This window comes from Streptomyces sp. NPDC020192 (assembly GCF_044388685.1).
Classification (GTDB): domain Bacteria; phylum Actinomycetota; class Actinomycetes; order Streptomycetales; family Streptomycetaceae; genus Streptomyces.
In genome coordinates, this window is the sequence record NZ_JBIRXG010000031.1 from 1 (window position 1) to 18102 (window position 18102).

The 18102-nt window shown below is 68.7% G+C and carries 17 protein-coding genes and 3 pseudogenes; 12 read left to right on the forward strand and 8 right to left on the reverse strand.

The annotated features are described in order from the left end of the window. Positions 1–410: 410 nt before the first annotated feature. Complete coding sequence (locus tag ACH47Z_RS38515) at positions 411–1622, reverse strand: DUF6236 family protein (RefSeq protein ID WP_399082447.1); 1212 nt, start codon at positions 1620–1622, stop codon at positions 411–413. A 1055-nt stretch (positions 1623–2677) separates the two neighbouring features. Next, entirely contained in the window at positions 2678–3226 is a 549-nt protein-coding gene (locus ACH47Z_RS38520; RefSeq protein WP_399082450.1) for a DUF1062 domain-containing protein, read from the reverse strand. Between the two features lie 402 nt (positions 3227–3628). On the opposite strand from ACH47Z_RS38520, the gene ACH47Z_RS38525 reads away from it, so the two are divergent. From ACH47Z_RS38525 to ACH47Z_RS38550, 6 genes and pseudogenes are all read left to right on the forward strand, one after another. Beyond that, a complete protein-coding gene (locus ACH47Z_RS38525; protein ID WP_399082453.1) occupies positions 3629–3892 on the forward strand; it encodes a transposase in 264 nt (87 codons plus the stop codon). Between the two features lie 121 nt (positions 3893–4013). Beyond that, entirely contained in the window at positions 4014–4235 is a 222-nt protein-coding gene (locus tag ACH47Z_RS38530) for a transposase (protein ID WP_399082613.1), read from the forward strand. Positions 4236–4796: 561 nt separating this feature from the next. Further along, the gene (locus tag ACH47Z_RS38535) at positions 4797–5378 is read left to right on the forward strand and encodes a hypothetical protein (protein ID WP_399082456.1); all 582 of its coding nucleotides are present in this window, start codon (positions 4797–4799) and stop codon (positions 5376–5378) included. 1315 nt (positions 5379–6693) lie between these two features. Next, positions 6694–7187: pseudogene (locus ACH47Z_RS38540) on the forward strand (transposase); the annotation flags it as partial. Between the two features lie 244 nt (positions 7188–7431). Then, positions 7432–8322 carry a nuclease gene (locus ACH47Z_RS38545; protein WP_399082459.1) on the forward strand — a complete coding sequence of 297 codons (891 nt, stop codon included), beginning with the start codon at positions 7432–7434 and terminating at the stop codon, positions 8320–8322. Positions 8323–8569: 247 nt separating this feature from the next. Continuing rightward, a pseudogene (locus ACH47Z_RS38550) lies at positions 8570–8917 on the forward strand (GMC oxidoreductase); the annotation flags it as partial. 298 nt (positions 8918–9215) lie between these two features. On the opposite strand, the gene ACH47Z_RS38555 reads toward ACH47Z_RS38550, so the two are convergent. The 4 genes from ACH47Z_RS38555 to ACH47Z_RS38570 all read right to left on the reverse strand — a co-directional run bounded on the left by ACH47Z_RS38555 (position 9216) and on the right by ACH47Z_RS38570 (position 11873). Further along, complete coding sequence (locus ACH47Z_RS38555; protein WP_399082462.1) at positions 9216–10001, reverse strand: ABC transporter permease; 786 nt, start codon at positions 9999–10001, stop codon at positions 9216–9218. After that, positions 9998–10699, reverse strand: coding sequence for an ATP-binding cassette domain-containing protein (locus ACH47Z_RS38560; RefSeq protein ID WP_399082465.1), 702 nt, complete (start codon positions 10697–10699; stop codon positions 9998–10000). The genes ACH47Z_RS38555 and ACH47Z_RS38560 overlap by 4 nt, the downstream gene beginning before the upstream one ends. Further along, a complete protein-coding gene (locus tag ACH47Z_RS38565; RefSeq protein ID WP_399082622.1) occupies positions 10693–11304 on the reverse strand; it encodes a YncE family protein in 612 nt (203 codons plus the stop codon). The genes ACH47Z_RS38560 and ACH47Z_RS38565 overlap by 7 nt, the downstream gene beginning before the upstream one ends. Before the next feature lie 320 nt (positions 11305–11624). Next, positions 11625–11873, reverse strand: a complete 249-nt coding sequence (locus ACH47Z_RS38570) for a hypothetical protein (RefSeq protein WP_399082625.1) — start codon at positions 11871–11873, stop codon at positions 11625–11627. A gap of 76 nt (positions 11874–11949) precedes the next feature. On the opposite strand from ACH47Z_RS38570, the gene ACH47Z_RS38575 reads away from it, so the two are divergent. The 6 genes from ACH47Z_RS38575 (at position 11950) to ACH47Z_RS38600 (ending at position 16641) form a co-directional block, all read left to right on the forward strand. Next, positions 11950–12636, forward strand: coding sequence for an ATP-binding protein (locus tag ACH47Z_RS38575; protein WP_399082468.1), 687 nt, complete (start codon positions 11950–11952; stop codon positions 12634–12636). A gap of 103 nt (positions 12637–12739) precedes the next feature. After that, a complete protein-coding gene (locus ACH47Z_RS38580) occupies positions 12740–13258 on the forward strand; it encodes a Chromate resistance protein ChrB (RefSeq protein WP_399082471.1) in 519 nt (172 codons plus the stop codon). Further along, a complete protein-coding gene (locus tag ACH47Z_RS38585) occupies positions 13255–13686 on the forward strand; it encodes a chromate resistance protein ChrB domain-containing protein (protein WP_399082474.1) in 432 nt (143 codons plus the stop codon). The genes ACH47Z_RS38580 and ACH47Z_RS38585 overlap by 4 nt, the downstream gene beginning before the upstream one ends. Positions 13687–13708: 22 nt before the next feature. Further along, positions 13709–14083, forward strand: coding sequence for a hypothetical protein (locus ACH47Z_RS38590; protein ID WP_399082477.1), 375 nt, complete (start codon positions 13709–13711; stop codon positions 14081–14083). A 548-nt stretch (positions 14084–14631) separates the two neighbouring features. Then, positions 14632–14835, forward strand: coding sequence for a cold-shock protein (locus ACH47Z_RS38595; RefSeq protein WP_023544341.1), 204 nt, complete (start codon positions 14632–14634; stop codon positions 14833–14835). Between the two features lie 87 nt (positions 14836–14922). Next, a complete protein-coding gene (locus tag ACH47Z_RS38600) occupies positions 14923–16641 on the forward strand; it encodes a DEAD/DEAH box helicase (RefSeq protein ID WP_399082480.1) in 1719 nt (572 codons plus the stop codon). A gap of 466 nt (positions 16642–17107) precedes the next feature. Here the strand turns inward: ACH47Z_RS38600 and ACH47Z_RS38605 are convergent, their stop codons facing one another. Next, entirely contained in the window at positions 17108–17593 is a 486-nt protein-coding gene (locus ACH47Z_RS38605) for a hypothetical protein (RefSeq protein ID WP_399082483.1), read from the reverse strand. A 316-nt stretch (positions 17594–17909) separates the two neighbouring features. Continuing rightward, positions 17910–18091, reverse strand: a pseudogene (locus ACH47Z_RS38610) (IS5/IS1182 family transposase); the annotation flags it as partial. Positions 18092–18102 lie beyond the last annotated feature (11 nt).

The following is an 18102-nucleotide window of genomic DNA, read 5'->3' on the forward strand; positions in this document are numbered from 1 at the left end:
GCTGGAACAACTCCCACAACTCGTCCGGCACCAGCCGCTCAACGATTCCCACGCCAACAGGCTACCGAACACGCCAAATGAGATGACCTCTTAACGGTCAACTGCGTCCTGCTGCGAGACTGCTTTTCAGGCCGCCACCTCCACCTGCGGGGTCCCCGAAGGCGGTGCCGGGAGGCCATCGACGTGCCGGCGTGCTGAGGAGAACGGGCCCGCCTTGGCCGCCGTGTCAATCTGGCTGATCCTGGACTCTGCGCCGGCCTGGCTCAAACGGAGCCCTTCGATCTCGACCAGACGGCCGTAGAGGGGGGGAGCGGCGGACTCAGGCTTCTCTGAACTACGTCAGGCTTCAGGTTCTGGCCGTACGGCAGCGGCGAGGAAGACATCAGTTGGGGATTCTGTGAGGGTTCGGCCTACCGCCTGCCGGTGCGGCGGTGCAGCGCGCCGAGCAGTGTGCGTCCGGAGAGTTCGCGATCGGCGGCCAGCAGGTAGGACACGGGTGAATCCCCCACCTGTTGACGTCGAGCCTCAACCTTGCTGGCGATATATGGCACGAGTGTCACGGCAACTGCGGCGCTGGCCACCGCGAGTTGTCCGCCTGCCGCGGCGACGCTGCCCAGAAGGGTTCCGGCAGCGGCGTTGAGGTTTACCTTCTGGACCAATGTTCCCGCTGACGACTCGATGCCCTGTGCTCGCAACGCTCTGCGTAGTTCGTTGAGCTGCGGTCTTGTCTTGCTCTCGTACAACGACTTGAGGTGAGCCGACGCCACCTCCAAGTTCTCCACCTCGGCGATGGCCTGCAATTCAGTGGTCAGACTCGCGACGTGCTCGTGGAAGGCGGCCAGTTCGTCTCCGTGAGCTTCACGGAATCTGATGAGCTTGGCTACGGGCACCCCTGCCAGCTTGTCAGGCTCGATCACGGTCCGCAGCGCCACGTGCATGTACGCGTTCTCGGCGTGTTCGATCGCCGGGACGCGGGCCTGATCATCGAAGAGCAGGTTGGCGAGCTGATTGAGTGCGCCTACGGCTTTGTGCATGCGCAGGTCGTCGGTGGTCGGGGAGAGCATCTCGCTGCGGGCCATGACGTCGGTGAGCACGGCGAGGTAAATTGAGCCCAGTTTTGGGTGCATTCCCACCCACGGACCACTAGATGGTTTCGCAAGGCCCATATCGACGAGCTTTTCGCTCAAGCCGGTTCCCATTTTCGAGTCTTTGGCGCCGGTGTGCATCCGCAGCATGTAGGAGTTGCGTACCATGTCCCACGTTCCCTGCGGAACGGGAGGTTCGTAGCCGAGCCAATAGGCTGAGTACCGAAGGTCATGGGGACTCGGATCAATTTCTTCACGAAAAGAATCCATGAGTCCGTATCGCTCGACGATACGATGCGGGTCGGCGTCAATGATCTCGGTGAAGGTCTCCGCAACCGTCGCCAACACCGTCGGGCTTGGCGCCGCCTCCACAATGAAGTCAGTTTCGGCACGGAGTTGCCGGACGAGCTCTCGATCCAGATCTTCCACCATCCCAGGGCGCATCCGGACGATGCGGTCCCAGGTCAGTAGCGCGAGCTTCAACCAGTTGTCGTCCTGAAAGTGCATCCACGGGTAGTACAAGGCGATCGACGGCATCGTCACTCCCATCGAGGTGCGGCCAACAGTTTGTCAGGGGAAGGTACGAACTTCTACCGGTTCTGTGGTTGACGGCGGGTGACTGTAGGAATTCCGAGGTCGATGACTTCGCGGCTGGCGGGACGGCGGTCGAGTTGGGCGAGTTTCTCCTGGGCGCCGGCGAAGCTGACCTGGAGCTTTGGCAATCCGAGCGATGAGGTTGTCGCGGATGTCGACCAGCCGCGACCGCTGGACCGGATCCGGTCGGAGGAGTGAGCATCTGACGCGAGCGTGCTCATGGACGCAGGGCCTTCCGACGAGGACATGGATCTGCTGACCCGACTCGGCTTCACCGGCGACCGATTCAGCATTGAATGGGGCCCGTATCGAACCAGTACCAGGAGAAATCTCCCTCACCCATCGCCCACTACCAGCGCATGGTCACAGGCCGCCACCGGCCAACTGACCATGTAGGACCCGGTGTGAGAGATCACCTCGTAGGTGGACGCAGTCGGGAGGTGCACGGGTGGCCTGCGTGCGGGCGCACCGGAGCGGTGGCGGCCGGACGCAGGTGCAGTGTGCCGGCGAGGGGATGAGTGGTGGTGCGGTGCGAGCAGTCCGGCCGCCCGGGGTCGCACAGGGAGCGGTGAACAGCAACGTCGCGCCCGGAGCCGGTCGGCGCCCTCGGCTGGTGCCACTGCCCCTCCCAGCAAGGCCGCTACGGCAAGACCGACGACGCCCACGGCCCCAACTGCGTTGCGGAACAACGATTCCCCCTTGGTCGGAGATGGCTGGGCCGGTTCAACCGCCTCCATCAATCGAGCAGGCAGAGTGCATGAGCGGGCAGTTGGTTGCCACGCCTCGACGACCTGGCGGACGTAGGGGATGTCTCTTCGACGGGCCATTCTCCGGGTCCATTGCCTCGTAGTCCCTGGCCAGGGCTCACCTTGATGGGCCCAGATGAGGATGGCAGCAAGGTGGACTGCGGCCTGGTGGGCGATGGCGAGCTGTCTGTCCGTAGGGCCACGGGCCTGTCCGGCGGACCATGCCGGACAGGCCCGTGGCCCCGTGGAGGCTCAGTGCTTGAGCGTGAAGGTGAAGTCGCCGGAGAGCTTGCCGCTCAGCCGGACCGCCGAAACGACCTTCCCCTCCGTGATCAGTCGCTCGACCTCGGCCCGCGAAAGGCCGCAACCGTCAGCGATCAGTCGCACCGGCCGGACAGGGATCCGTGCCGCAAAGCGGACCGAGACGTCGATCACCTCGCGGTCCAGGTGGTCCGATCCGCCGGTGTCGAGGCGCCAGGCGTTGTCCCAGTCGAGGGCGATGCGATTTCGGCGGTGCACGACCGGATCCTGGAGCAGCTCAGCTGCCAGGCCCGGGTCGTTGTCATGCATCCGGTCCAGCAGTTCCGGTCGTACGGAGCGCACGTTCATCCGCTCCAGGACCGTGAGCTTTGCCGTGTCCCCGCAAGCGGTACAGAGCGCGAGGAGCCAGGCGTCGAGGAGCTTGTGGTTTGCGTTGACGCGAAATTTGCCGTCTGCCCGGAAGCGGTCGGACGCACACGCGGGGCAACGGCGGAGAACGGTGGGCAGGCAGGTGGGCATGACCACCCAGCTATTGAGCACAGAAGTACACCGGTTTCAGTGAGAAGTCCGCAGCAAGAAGCAGCGCGGCGCGCATGTGCGACGCGCGACAGATCAGCTCTCGGGAGGTCTCACAGGGTGTACAACGGCACGTCCTTGCCTAGACGACTTGGCTCGGCAGCACGGTAGGGCAGCACAGCGGCGCCGTTCCACTGGTTTTCGAGCGCCTCACAGCCAGGTTCCATCCGGCGGATCATGGACGGCGCCAGAGCCGGATCGTGGCGACGGTGACGGATCCCCACAAGTTTTCCCACGCCGCCGTCGAAGGCGCCCGCGGCCTGGGCCGCACGCTCGCCCAGCCTGGCCGCCGCGAGCGAGAACGCGGTCGATGTGCCCTCGACTCTGTCGGCCCGGGCCCGGGTGCCGGCTACGGGCGGAGACCGCATGACCGACACCGCGGACGACGCCTGGCATGTTGCCCAGGGCGCCCTGTTGCGCCACGACCTGCGGCCCGTGGTGCCGGAAGACCAGACCACCATCCTGCAGCTGCTGGCCGAACGGCACGATGACCTGGTCCATGAACGCACCCGTGTCCTCAATCGACTGCACGCCACACTGCGCGATCTCCTGCCCGGCAGTGTCCCCGCTGGGCTGTCGGCCGATAAGGCCGCCATCGCCATGAAGAACATCTGGCCCGCGACCTGCTGACCGACATGCGCCGCCTGGACCGGAAGGTCAAGGACAACGAAGCCGAGATGCGCGACGCCCTCGCCGCGACCACACCAAGCTCACCACCCTGCCGGGTCTGGGCACGGTCCTGGCCGCCAAAATCAGCCCCTTCCCCACCGAGCACCACTGCGCCGGCTACACCGGCAGCGCGCCGTTGGACGCATCCAGCGGCAACAACGTCCGCCACCGGCTCAACACCGGTGGCAACCGGACGCTGAACTCGGTGCTGCACGTCATCGCTGTCCGCCAGATCCGCGCCGGAGGCGACGCCCTGGACAACGCGCTCATGGAGTCCCAGATCGGCCTCTACAAACGGAGCTGATCCGGCCCGCAGTCCCTGGCACGGCCTGGCCCACGACCAGCTCCAACAGGTGGCTGGAGTCAACGTACAGAGCCCCCACCGATCGCGTCAGCCGCACCGAGTCGGTGGACATCTTCGCCTCGAAGGACTTGACGACCTCGCTGCCCTCGGTGAGGAGGCCGCCCCGCAGGTCGGCCGCCCACCGTGGCGGTCACCCGGCCGAAGCCGCCCACGACCTACTTCTTCCGCCGAAGACTGCTGCGGTTGAGTGACAAGGAGTACGGCTCCCCGAGGACGTTCACGATCTCACGAGTGGACTTCTCTTAACTTCTTCTGAGATTCGGATGTGTCGCCAGCAGGCGGTCGCCTGCGTCCGCCACCCGTGGAGGTCATCGGATGAATCTTCGTCCCTGGGTTGCAGCGCCGCTGGCGGGTGCGGCTCTCGCCCTCGTGTCTCCGTCAGCCGGCGTCGCTGTGCAGGCGCCTGCACGGCAGGCGTCCGGCTCCCTGTGGCTCCATGAAGGGGACGGGCACCACGGTCACCACAATCCCTGGCGTGACTGCCACAGTCACCGCCGTGTCGTGCTCATCGACAAGAGCCTGAGGGCGATTCTGACTAATGGCCGGCGTGGGCCGGAGGCTCTCGTCCTCCAAGGCACCCCGGGATCCTCGTCCTCGTCGCCGGCGGCACCGTGGACGAGCTTTAGTGTCGCGACGTATCTGGACGTGAAATACTTCGCCCAGACCTCCGGTCAGTATGAGTTTGAGATTCGTGACTTCTTCAGGGTGCACCCGCTCTTCGTGGTGAAGGCCTTCGGCCGCCACGAGCGGGTCTTCCCCTTCCCCGCCGCCCACTGCATCAATCACGAGGACGACGGTGACCGCGAGGACCGTGCTGATCCGCATGGTGGTACGACCGACGGGCATGGCTCGTCCGGCTCCCCGTTGCCCCAGAAAGGGAACCACCAGCAAAACGGCCAGGGTGAGCGGGAGACCCTCGCCCCCGGGGGCACCATTCCCTATGGTCCGCATGACAACACGGCTGCCGGCTGGAGCGCCGGCCTGCTGAGCGCGAAGCACATCGTGATCGCGGTCGGCGGTTTGCTGATGGTTCTGGGAACGCTGGCTACGGCCTGGCTCCGCCGACGTCGTTCTGCCCCGTGACACTCGGCCGGACGAGGAACCGGCAGCACCTTCGGTCCCTGACATCACGTCGCATCAGGAGCCGAACGTGCTGCCGCCCCAGTCGTACCAGTTGACGAACGGCCGACCTCCGGGCAGGCGGCCGGGCCGGCCACGCCAGGACGGCGCCGCATCCGTGCAACTCCGTCCAGCGGCCCACGCGGCCGTCGGGGAGGCGAAGACGTACTCCTCCGTAGCTGGATTTGCGGCTTGCAGAAGACTCGCTGTGCAGTCTGCCTGGCTGTCACGGTCCGGTACCGGCCGGCCGACCCCGGTGTGGAGATCGGGGCGAGAGCCGAGCAGATCTCCTTCCCTCGGCAGCACCTGCGGTTCGACCGCCGCCGGCGAGTGCGCACCGCCGCTGTCACTGGTCGCCGGAGGTCTCTCGGCGGGACTGGTCAGGAGGAACTGGTGCTTGCGGCGATGGTCGACGTGTCCGAGGGGGCTGGACGTGGCCGCGGGGCTGGGAGTAGCCGAGCGGCTGTGCCTGGCCAGGCGGTTGTGCCTGGCCAAGCGGTTGGGCCTGGCCAAGCGGTTGGGCCTCTCTAAGCGGCTGCGTGCGGCCGAGTTACCGCTGATTTGGCCGGAGGACGACGTGGCCGAGGGACTGGGTGTGCCCGAGGGGCTCGGGCGGGGGTCGTGGCGGCAGATCCATTCAGGGTTTTTGAATCCGAAGCTCAGGCCCCACTCTTCGTCGCAGCCGCCCCAGTATGTCCCCACCCAGCCACAGTAGGGACCGCCGTAGCTGTAACAGGGGGGCGCTGATTCCCACGGGCCCGGATTCATGAAGGGTGGATGGGGCGATTCGGCTTTGCTCCGCGAGATGCCGGGGGCGCTGACCATGCGGACCTGCGTGGAATCGGAACTCTGGGGCATCCAGTCCGTGAAGAAGAGGGGCAGGCCGATGGCTGAGGCGGAAGCCGCCACCGTTGCGGCAGCGAGAGCACAGCGGATCAGGCGCATGGCTGTTCCTCTCGGCTATGTGGTCTGTGACAGGTGTGAACGAACTCTGCGCACGGGCGCCGCCGCTGTGCGCGCTGGAGCTGAACGTATGGTTTCGAGACCCCCTCAACAACCAGCGAACCGCCAGTCAGGTGGCCTTGCTCCGGTTTTTTCACTCGAAGAGTCTCGCCTCGATCTCCTGTCATGTGACACCGACTGCATTCCTCGGTGAGAGAAGTGGTGTACGGGTTCCCGTCTGGTCCGGGCGTTTGTCCGCGTCGGAGTGAGTGCCCGGATACAGGAACGGCCACCGGCTGATCTTCGAGATGTCGAAGGCTCGAATGAGATCAGCACGATGACCGCGCCGGACAGTCTGCCCTTGCACGCCCTCGCGGCGGAGAGCCTCGCTGTGGCGAGTCCCGATCTGCTGCGAGCGGTGGTCGAGACGTTCGCCGACGCACTCATGTCCGCCGGGGCCGACGTCCTCCGCAACGCCGAATACGGCCTCGGTGTCTACGCCCGACGCATCGAGAAGCTCGCCGAGTCCCTCGGGCTGACCCAGCTGCCGAAGTCGCAGGTCTTGGCGATGGCCCGGCATCTGGACGAGCAGGCCGCCGCGTTCGCAACCGGATCCTGGACGCGGGTCCGTACGCGTTCGTCCGGGTGGCCGCGCTGACCCAGAAGGTCCGCGAGGGCGGCCGCATCATCAACGTCCACGCCCTGATCGCGGTCGGCGTCAACGCCGTCGGCCACCGCGAGATCCTCGGCTTGGACGGCGCCTCCAGTGAGGACGGCGCCGGCTGGCTCGCCTTCCTGCGCTCGCTGATCGCCCGCGGCCCGTCCGGCGTTCCAACCGACCGATCGCCAGTTCGAATCGCGCGCCCTTCATCGGCCCGGCAACCGTCGACCAGGACCACTCAAGGGTCCGGACCTTCGTCGTTTCGTGGTTTTGGGTCTCAGTCGACATGTTCGCCCTCATGGGCGAGCCTGAGCCGGCTTTCCAAGAGTGTGGACTCGCCGGTCAGGCTCCCACCAATGGTTCGAACACTAGGTCACAATCATCAATCAATCGGACATAGAGGTAGATATGCCCATGCTGCTCATCACGGGCTCGTACCGGATCCTCGGCGACCGGCCCGACGGTGACACGGTCCACTTCACCCCACGCGACCCGGGGTTCTGGTGCGAGGTGCCCGGTCAGCACCGCGTCAAGCGGGACGAGAACGGTGGCGCCTCGCTCCGGCTGGACGGGATCGACGCCACCGAGACCCACTACAAGGGCGTCGGACCCGATTTCGTCCACCAGCCGCTGGACCTGGGCGCACATGCCGCCCGGGATGAGCTGCTGAGCTGGCTGGGCTTCACCGACGTCGTGCAAGATCCCGAGGAGAAGGTCACGGCTTCGACCCCGGAGAGCGTGCCCGGCTACATCCTCACCTCGGGTGCCGACGTCTACGGCCGCTGCGTCGCGCTCCTCGGGCGCGGCGACCCGCCGGAGGTCGGCAATCCCCCGAAGCCCGCGAAGAGCGGCGCCCGGATCGACGTCACCGTCGACATGCTGCACCAGACCGCCAATCAGCACCTGCTGTACCTCGGCCTGGTCTATCCCACCTTCTACAGCAACCTCTTCAAGGAGCTGCGGGCGGACATGGCCGCCACCACCCAGCAGGCCAGGGCGGCCAAGGCCCCCAACAGCGTCTGGCTGCACGACGTGACGACCACCGGCGCGAAGATCGACAGCCTTGCCTCGCTCACCGACGAGCTGGTGCTCGTCCCCAAGCTGTTCCGCCGCCTCGCGGACTACGTCCGGCTCTTCGGCCCGTCTCTCGCCTGTCTCCCCGCCTATCTGGCCGGCTGCGCCGACGAGTTCTACGTCCCCGATCAGCACGACAGCATCGTCGGCCTGCAGCACGTGGTCGAGGTCACCAACAGCACGTTCCGCATGAACCGCCCGATCGAAGACCTCGTGTTCGTCGAGAAGTAGCCCGGAGAACGAGCCGCACCATGAGTGACGCCACCGACTTCCATGCGCTGTCCGAACTGCTCACCGGCGAGAACCGGTTGGACGCCCAGCGCGCATGGGGCTACCGCCTGCGCGTCACCAACGCCTACCGCGCCGCCGCGAGCCAGACCGACCCGAGTAAGGCCCTGGTCGACGCGGTCAACACGGCCCCCGCACCCGCACGGGTCAGGCCCGCACCGAGCCGCCCGCCGCCTCGCTCGACCACTTCATGTGGGACGCCGCCAACCAGCAGATCAAACTCACCGGCAAGCCGCTCCAGCAGGCCATCCAGCACCGCGTCACCCTGTCCGACGAGCGCGACGGCCTGGACATCCGCCGCCCGAAGATCGCCTACCGAATCGACGACTACTCCAAGCGGGCCCTCGCCTACGGCCACAGCGTCGCCCGCCATATGTGGCAGCACCTGGAGGACACCGCCGGAGCCACCGAAGTCAGCCCCTCGCAGCCGGACCTCCGCTTCCTCGGCGCCGGCCACCTCATGGGCACCATGCGCATGGGCACCGACCCGTCCGCCTCCGTGGTCGACCCCACCGGCCAGTCCCACGCCCACCGCGGTGTCTGGGGCGTCGGCTCCTCCGTGTTCCCCACCTGCGGAACCGCCAACCCCACCTCGCCCTCTCCGCCCTCGCCTCGCCGCGGAGCACCGCACCGGACCCGCCTTCGACGTCCTGTACGCCGGCCCCAGGACAAGGCTCCAGGAAAGCGGACGGATCCTTGCCACCGTCCTCGGCCTGCCGGCCGAGTTCCAGGGCTGTCCCGCCGCGGGCCCCGATCTGCCGTGAGCGCCGGCTCCGACACCTGGAACGGCACGCCGAGCAGCAACCGATCATCGACCGGGACAGTTGACGTGACGGTCAACTGCCGGCGGACTGTGCGGCAAGCGGGCGCAGGCGATGCGCGTCGTCGAACAGGGCCCGTTCGGCAAGCCGTACGGCGACGAGCGCGGCGAGCGCGGCGGCGGCGAGCAGCATGTACATCACGACGATCTGGTAGCGGATCGCGGTGAAGGGGTCGACTCCCGCGAGGATGAGGCCGGTCATGGCGCCGGGCAGGCTGATGATGCCGACGGTCTTGGTGGAGTCCAGGGCGGGGATGAGAGCCGTACGGACGATGGTGCGCTGGTGCGGGGCGAAGGCGTCGGTGGCGGAGAGGCCGAGGCTGAGGCGCGCCTCGATGGCGGGGCGGGCGGTGCGGACCTCGTCGTGGAGGCGGATGAGCGCGAGGGCGGTGGCTTGCATGGCGCCGGAGACGACCATGCCGCCTACCGGGATGACGACGCGTGCCTGGGTGGCGATCACGCCGAGGGCGAGCAGGGTACCCATGGTCGCCGCCGTGCCGATGGTGATCGCGGCGGTCGCGGTGGGGAGGGCTTTGGGCAGGTCCCGGGTGCGGCGGGCGGCGACCTGGCCGGCGATCACGACCATGATGCCGAGCCAGCCGATGGCGCCCGCCAGCCCGGTGTGACGGAAGACCAGCAGCAACAGGGCTCCGACCGCGGCGAGTTGAAGTGCGGCGCGAACAGCGGCGACGGCGACGTCGCGGGCCAGGTGGAGGCGTCCGTGCCAGGCCACGGCGATGGTGAGGGCGATGAGCGCGGCGGAGGCGGCGACGCCCGCCCAGGTGGGGACGGCGGGGTTCACGCGGGCTCCTTCAAGTAGGCGACGCGGTGGGCCTCGCCCTGGTCGACGAGGCGGCCCTCGTCAAGGACGAGCACGTGGTCGGAGACGCGGCGGGCCTGTGCGGTGTTGTGGCTGACCAGGACGACGGTCAGGCCGTCGGTGACCAGTTCGCGTACGACATCCTCGACGGCTGCGGTGCTGACGGCGTCGAGGGCGGAGGTGGGTTCGTCCAGGAGCAGTGCCCCAGGGGTGACGGCCAGAGCCCGGGCCAGGCAGACGCGTTGGGCTTCGCCACCCGAGAGGTTCGTGGTGGCGCGGTCGAGGTAGGCGGCGGGCAGGTGGGCGCGGTCGAGCAGGGTCGCCGCCTCGTGGCGGTCGAGGCCAGGGCGGCCGACGCGCAGGTCGTCCAGGACGGTGTCGGTGAGCAGGACGGGCTGCTGACCGACGAGGGTCACGTGGCGGCGCAAGGTGAGGACGTTCCAGGCAGCGAGGGGGCGGCCCTGGAAGGTGACGGTTCCGGTCGTGGGTTCTTCAAGACGGTTGAGGAGGCGAAGGAGGGTGGTCTTGCCGGCGCCGCTCGGTCCGACCAGGGCGGTGCAGGCCGAGGCGGGGACAGCGCAGGTAATCCCGTCCAGCAGGGTCGCGTCACCACGCCGGACCGTGACCTGGTCCAGGGCGAACGCGTTCGTCTCCGTGGGCCTTTCTCCGACTCTCACCATGCAACCATGGTTACACCAATCTCGCTGGTTCCGTCGGAAGGGTCATGTTCCCGGCCGGTACACGAGGAGAGCCGGGTGTCCGCCGGCGCCGTGCGGGACAGGGTAGTAGCTGAGGTGGGTGGTGGGGTCGACGGCGACGACATGGGCGCCGTCGGCGAGGTGGGCGCGGCCGGCGACGGTGAGGTGCCGGTCGTGGGTGTCGGCGGTGGTGACCCAGCCGGACTCCGCGGCGACGTAGAGGTGGTGGGCGGAGGCGTCGTGGCGAACGCGAGGCGGTCGGCGGGGTCGAGGGTGAGTCCGTGGTCATGGTCGCAGCCGGGCAGGGACAGGGTGCCGCGTGCGGCTCCCGTGGTGGCGTCGACGACGGTCTCCGAGCCGCCGGACTCGTTGGTGGTCCACACCGTGTGGTGCACGGGGTCGTAGGCCAGGCCGTCGGGGGTGTCGCCGGTGGGGCCGCGGTGCAGGACCTTGCCGGTGGTTTCGTCGATGGTGGCGACCTGGTTTGCGTCGCTGGCGGTGGCGTAGACACGGTGCAGGGCGGGGACGGCCAGGACGCCGGGCAGGCCGTAGATGGTCCGTACGACCTTGTCCGCGTGGGTGTCCACCTCGATGACCTGGCTCGTGCCGAGGTGGGCGATGAACAGCAGGCCGCGGCCGGGGTCGAGGCTCGCGTAGTCGAAGCGGGAGCTGTCGCCGGGCAGGGAGATCTCCTTGACCTGGCGGAGGGGCAGCGCCTGCTTGGGCGGCCCATCGCCCCCCGGGTGAGCAGTACGCCGGCCACGGCGGCGACGACCGCGAGGACCAGGCCGGCGGCCAGAGCCAGCAGGGTGCGGGGGCTGAGGCGACGGATCATATGTGGGCTTTGCGGGGTCGGTGGTGAAACGGTCCGGTCGTCCGGGGCGGTAGCAGTGGGACGACCGGCCGTTCAATACAAGTAGATGTCGACGACCATGGCCGCTCCAGCGGCCAGGAACGCGTGCCGGACGCTGGTGCGCGCGGGTTGCCCGGCCAGCGTGCCCAGCTCGTAGCCGAGGGACGCGGCGGCCACCGTGAAGACGCCGGAGCCGGTGTCCTGCCAGCTCACCGGGAAGACGGTCACGGGTACGTCGGTGAAGAACTGGTTCCCGTACGCGTTCGACGATGTCGATGTCGCCCTTGCGGAGCGCCTGGACAACCTTCTGCACCTCGGGTGCGGTCATGACGAAGTCGCCGTTGATGGCCGCCTTGTTGCCGCCGGGGGCTGGAAGTTGATGTCATGGGCGACCTGCGACCTGGTCGTCACCGAGGACGAACTGCCCAAGGTCACCGACGCCCTCCAGGCATCGAGCAGACCGCTCTGCACAAGCATCGAACTCGCCCTCCGGCACCCCCGCGACGCCACCGAACTGCCTGCCGCCCTGGTCTCCGCCCACGAGGAGACCGAACGGCTCGTCCAGCTCGGCGAAGACCTGCTGCTGCTCGCCCGCACCGACCGCCGCGACACCACCCCAGCCGGATCGGCGGTTTCCGACCTGGTACGGCTGCTGCATCGTGGCCGCCCGCCTGCGCAACGGCTCCCCCGACAAGGCCATCACCGTCGACTGCCCCGCTGGGCCGACCGCCGCCGTTCCGAGCGACCGACTCGACCGGGCGGTGACGAACCTGGTCCACAACGCCCAGCAGCACGGCCGCGACCCCGTCGAAGTGACCCCCGCCCTGATGGGGACCATGCCCGCATCGAAGTCCGCGACCACGGCACCGGCTTCCCGCCCGACTTCCTCCCGCACGCCTTCGACCGCTTCACCCAGGCCGACCGCTCCCGCAGTACCACCGGCACCGGCCTCGGACTGGCGATCACCGCCGCCGGCGGCGAGTACGGCGCCTTCAACCACCCCGACGGCGGAGCGGTCGCATGGATCTCCCTCCCGGCCCTGCCGCGGCCACCCGCGTCGGCTTGAGGAGCCCCGAGCGTCGTGCAACCATGGTTACGTCTCGTCAGGATCCAGCTATTGGGAGCATCTATGGACTGGCCAGAATCCACCGCACGGATCGGCACATCCCATGGTCACTGACCGGTCGATCCGCAACCCGGGCGAGTGGATCCTGCTCTCCTACCGGATGCCCCGCGAGCCCTCCACGCCCCGCATCGCCCTCTGGCGCAAGCTCAAGCGCCTGGGCGTCGCCCAGCTCTCCGACGGCCTGGTCGCCCTGCCCGCCGACGCCCGTACCCGCGAACAGCTGGAGTGGATCGCCGACGAGGCGATCGAAGCCGGCGGCACAGCCTCCATCTGGATCGCCCGGCCCGCCACCCACGCCCAGGAACGCGAACTGGCCACCGCCATGGCCACCGCCCGCGCCGCCGAGTACCAGGCCGTCATCGACCAGGCCACCGGCACGGCCAACACCGCGGCCGTCGTACGCAGACTCCGCGCCGAACTGCGCCGCATAAGCCGCCGCGACTTCTTCCCGCCCCTCGAACGCGACCTCGCACACGCCGCCGTACGCGCGCTCGCCGAGGAACCAGGCGGCAAAAACGCCCCAGCGCCGAAGACCGCAAGCCACCCGGAGAAGAACGCATGAAGTGGGCCACCCGCGCCGGCATCCACATCGACCGGGCCGCCTGCGCCTGGCTCATCCGCCACCACATCGACAACGACGCGGAGTTCGTCTTCGTCACCGACCCCGCCGAAGTCCCGGACGGGGCCACCCCGTTCGACATGCGCGGCGTCGAACTCGGCCACCACGGCGGCGACTGCTCCTTCGAGACGATCCTGCGCCACTACGACCTGACCGACCCCGTGCTGTGGAAACTCGCCGAGATCGTCCACGAGGCCGACCTCGACGACGAACGCTACGACGCCCCCGAAGCCCCCGGCGTGGACGTCGTCCTGCGCGGCCTGTCCATGATCTGCGACGACGAACGGATCCTGGAGCTGACTGGCCCGCTCTTCGACGGCCTGTACGAGTACCACCACCGGGGCATGCTGCTGGGGCGCGAGCCCTCCTGACCACGCCATCCCGGAGCACGCAATGCCGCTCGTCATCGCCTCGTGCCCCGAGATCCTCAGCACCGCCCACATCGGGCTGACAGCCGCCATCACCAGCGCCTTCGCACTCGCCGTGGCCGTCTGGCGGCTTCCGCGGGCCGCGTGGCCCGACATGGCCGCGGTCGCCGTACTGTCCGCGGCATCGGTGTACCTGTGGCGGACCTCCGCGAACATGACGCCGCTGAACAAGGACGGCCTGCCGGGATTCTCCGCCAACGACTGGGGAGCGCCGGTCCTCACGTACGTCTTCCTCAGCCTCTACACCGACGTCCGCCTTCCGGCAGATCCACGCCGCTACGCCCAGACCCGGGCACTCGCCACCCTTGCCTCACTGGCGGTCAACGTCATCACCATCTGACCGGCGACCGTTTGAGAGAAAATGCAACTGTGGTTACAGCGCCGCTATGGTTCCGACGACACGACCACGCCCACGATGCCGAGATACCCGAACGGGCCATGGCAACGGCGCCGATCGACCCTGGCTTCGCCGCCGCGCCTCCTGCCGACCGCAGTCGCCCTGGCCCCCCGGAGCTGCAGTCACCTGCACGGCCTGGTGACCGCGGAGATCCACGGACACCTGGGCGGCGGGACGAAGAGCATGGACAAGCCGCCCTATGCCCGCACCTTTACGGTCATCGCGCGCTCGTTCTCATCGGCACCCACTCTCCCGCCCGAGATCGTCCCGGGGGCAGCCAGGCGAACGTGACGATCACCGGAAGGCGCCGAGGAAACCCGGCGCGCGCCTCGGTGATCCACACCGGGCCGCCGAGCTGTGCTACGGTTTCGGTGTTGCAGTTGTGGTACCCATGAACCTATGTGCGCCTGACGGGAATGCTTCTCCTTCAGGCGCATTATTTGTTTTCCGGCATCTCCGGATGGGGCCTCTGCCTACAGAAGGAGAAGGTCATGGCACAGGGAACCGTGAAGTGGTTCAACGCCGAAAAGGGTTTCGGCTTCATCCAGCAGGACGGCGGCGGTCCCGACGTCTTCGCTCACTACTCGAACATCGCGACCCAGGGCTTCCGTGAGCTCCAGGAGGGCCAGCGGGTCTCCTTCGACGTCACGCAGGGCCAGAAGGGCCCGCAGGCGGAGAACATCGTCCCCGCCTGATAGCCGGACGCGTATCCACTCACCGGGGTCCGCACCGTCATGGTGCGGACCCCGGTTTGTGCTGTTTCCAGGAAGGCAGACAACTGCATGTCCCGCAGGCCCCACAAGCCGAACCGGCGCGCCTCGTCGCCCCGACCGTCCACTTCGTCACCGCAGGAATTCCGGCTGCCGGAGAGCACGACACCCGCACTTCCCGCCGTCGAGGACTTCGCCCGTCTGGACATGCCCGCGGGGCTGCTGAAGACCCTCACCGCGCAGGGCGTGACCGCCCCCTTCCCCATCCAGGCCGCCACGCTGCCCAACTCGCTGGCCGGCCGTGACCTGCTGGGACGGGGGCGCACCGGCTCCGGCAAGACCCTCGCGTTCGGGCTGGCGCTCCTGGCCCGCACGGCCGGACTGCGGGCGGAGCCCAGGGCACCCCTCGCCCTCGTGCTGGTGCCCACCCGTGAACTCGCCCAGCAGGTGACCGACGCGCTGACCCCCTACGCGACAGCGGTGAACCTGCGGCTGGCCACCGTGGTCGGCGGGCTGTCCATCACGAAGCAGGCCGGTGCGCTCCGGCGCGGTGCCGACGTCGTCGTGGCGACACCGGGCAGGCTCAACGACCTCGTGGAACGCGGGGACTGCGTACTCGACCAGGTACGCATCACCGTGCTGGACGAAGCCGACCAGATGACCGACATGGGCTTCCTGCCGCAGATCACCAAGCTGATCCAGCAGGTACGGCCCGACGGACAGCGCATGCTCTTCTCGGCCACCCTGGACCGCAACATCGACCGCCTGGTGCAGCGGTTTTTGACCGACCCTGTGGTGCACTCCGTGGACCCGGCCGCGGGAGCGGTGACCACCATGGAGCACCACGTGCTCCACGTCCAAGACGAGACCGACAAGAAGGCCGTCACCACGCGCATCGCGGCCCGTGACGGTCGGGTCATCCTCTTCCTCGACACCAAGAGATCCGCGGACCGGCTCGCCAAGCGGCTCCTGGCCGTCGGTGTCCGCGCGGCGGCACTGCACGGAGGCCGCTCCCAGCCGCAGCGCAACCGCACCCTGGAACAGTTCAAGAACGGCCAGGTCACCGCCCTGGTGGCGACGAACGTCGCGGCCCGGGGCATACACATCGACGACCTCGACCTCGTCGTGAACGTCGATCCCCCCACCGACCACAAGGACTACCTCCACCGGGGCGGCCGCACGGCCCGCGCCGGCGGCTCCGGCAGCGTGGTCACGCTGGTCCTGCCCGAGCAGAAGCGGGACGTCACACGGCTCATGTCGGACGCGGGCATCCGCCCCCGCACGGCCCGCATCGCCTCCAGCGACGCGGAACTGGCCACCATCACCGGCGCCCGCGAGCCCTCCGGCGTGGCCGTCACCATCGACGTCCCCCAGCCGACAGCGCCGACGCCTATCCGCCCGGACCGGAAAGCCGGCACCAAGCCGAGCAGGCGATCCGGCGGCCGACGCCGAAACGGCGGTGGGGCCGAAGCAACGACAGGTGCTGCCACCAGGACACAGGGCCGGGGCTCCGACCGCCGGACCACGGCCGAAACGACAGCATCTCGTGGTACCTCCGCAACCGGCGGGCGCGATTCTGCCCGCCGAACGGGATCCGGCGGTGCCACGGGCGGTACCGGTGGAGCGGTCGGCCGCGGCTCCGACCGCCAGTCCGCGACCGGCACTGCCTCGGGCAAAGCAGCCCGCGGATCCGGCCGGCGGACGGCGCCCGGCCCGGCCGCCGGTGGCGCTGCCGGGACCAGGGGCCGCAACTCCGACCGCCGAGGAGGCCGCCGCACCTCCGGCGCCTAAAGCCGCATCCGGCCAACGGAATGCCGAATGCGGCCATGGGTTCAGGCGCCAACCCTGATCGTCGGACGAGGCCGACCCGCCACCACCCATGGTGCCGACAACGGCCGACGTCCGCTCATCGGACCACACGTACGGCGTGCCCAGGGGGCCCGGGTGATCCGCTCCGCGGCCACAGCGGCGGAGGCCGGGCCGGGGAGAGAGGCAGCGCGGTCCGGATCACGGTCTGACCGGAGGCGTCGGGGGCCGGGACGAGGCCGACCTCGACGCTGCTGAGCCGCTGGGCGAGCCGGGCGGCCGGGACGGATGCCTCCGCGGTCCTGGCCCGTCGCGGTCCCGGCGGGGGTGTCGTGGCAGTGCGGCCCGGCCGCGGGCCGTCCGGCGGACCGCGACAGTAGGCCGTGGGCGCGGGCACCAGGGGACGACGACGATCCCGTCCGTGCCCGAGGACCCGGCCGCCGGATGGCTGTCAGTCCTGGGTTCGCACATAATCGTCCAGCGGGACCTGGCTGATCGCGTCCATGGTGAACGCGCCTAGGGCCACGGTGACCGCTCCGGCGATCGCGCCCAGGCAGGCGAGCGTCGGGCCGTCGTGGTTCGGGATGCCGCCTGTCGACAAGTAGGCTCCGGTCAGCGCGCCCATCAGGACCCTCTTGAGGTCCGGTGCGGGGGCCGAGGTCGCGTCCGGTGCCATGCGGTACACGATGCTGGCGAGCGTGACGGCCAGTCCGCTGGCGTCGGGCCGGTTCTTGATCTTGGCCGCCTGGTCCTCCGCCTGGCCGTTCTGGAACACCAGCCTGCCGAGCTCGCCGAGCTCCTCGACGTCCTGGTCGGTCAGGCCGGCCATCGACCTGAGCCGGAGGAGGTGGTAATGGAATCTGCGGGATTTCACGTCCTCGATGAAGAAGTGGGCCACCGAGTCGAAGGATTCGTCTGCCTGTGGGAAGTCAGACATGGTGCTGCCCCTCAGATGCCGCGGTTCGGGTTGGCGAGCAGGTCATGCATGCTCCAGGTGTGAGAACGGGCGAACCATCCGTCGAAGACGCTAGGGGCATCCGCCCGGCCCCGCCTGCGTACCTGGGCCGTCCGTGGACGCACCGCCCGGTCCCGAACCCCTCGGACACGCGACCCGACGCGGTCTATGCCCGTCGGCGCATGCTGTGTGCGTCCCCTGAGAGGGTGGTACGTGAGTTGATGTCCGCAGCGGGGCGCCGGCCGCGGCGAACACCGCCATGATCTGCTGGTAGGCCGGATGGTCCGGCAGCTTCGGGGCCGGCGGCATTGTCGTGCAACGACTCGGCGAGCACCACCACCGCGATCACCAGACCCAACACGTCAACGGCCAAGCCGCGCTTGCGGCCCGGTACTTTTGCCGCATCACGCCCGTCGAGTCGAGCATCACCAGGCTCGGGTCCGCCTTCCGCCGTGCCTTCTCCCGCACCTGCCAACGCAGCGGGTCTCGTC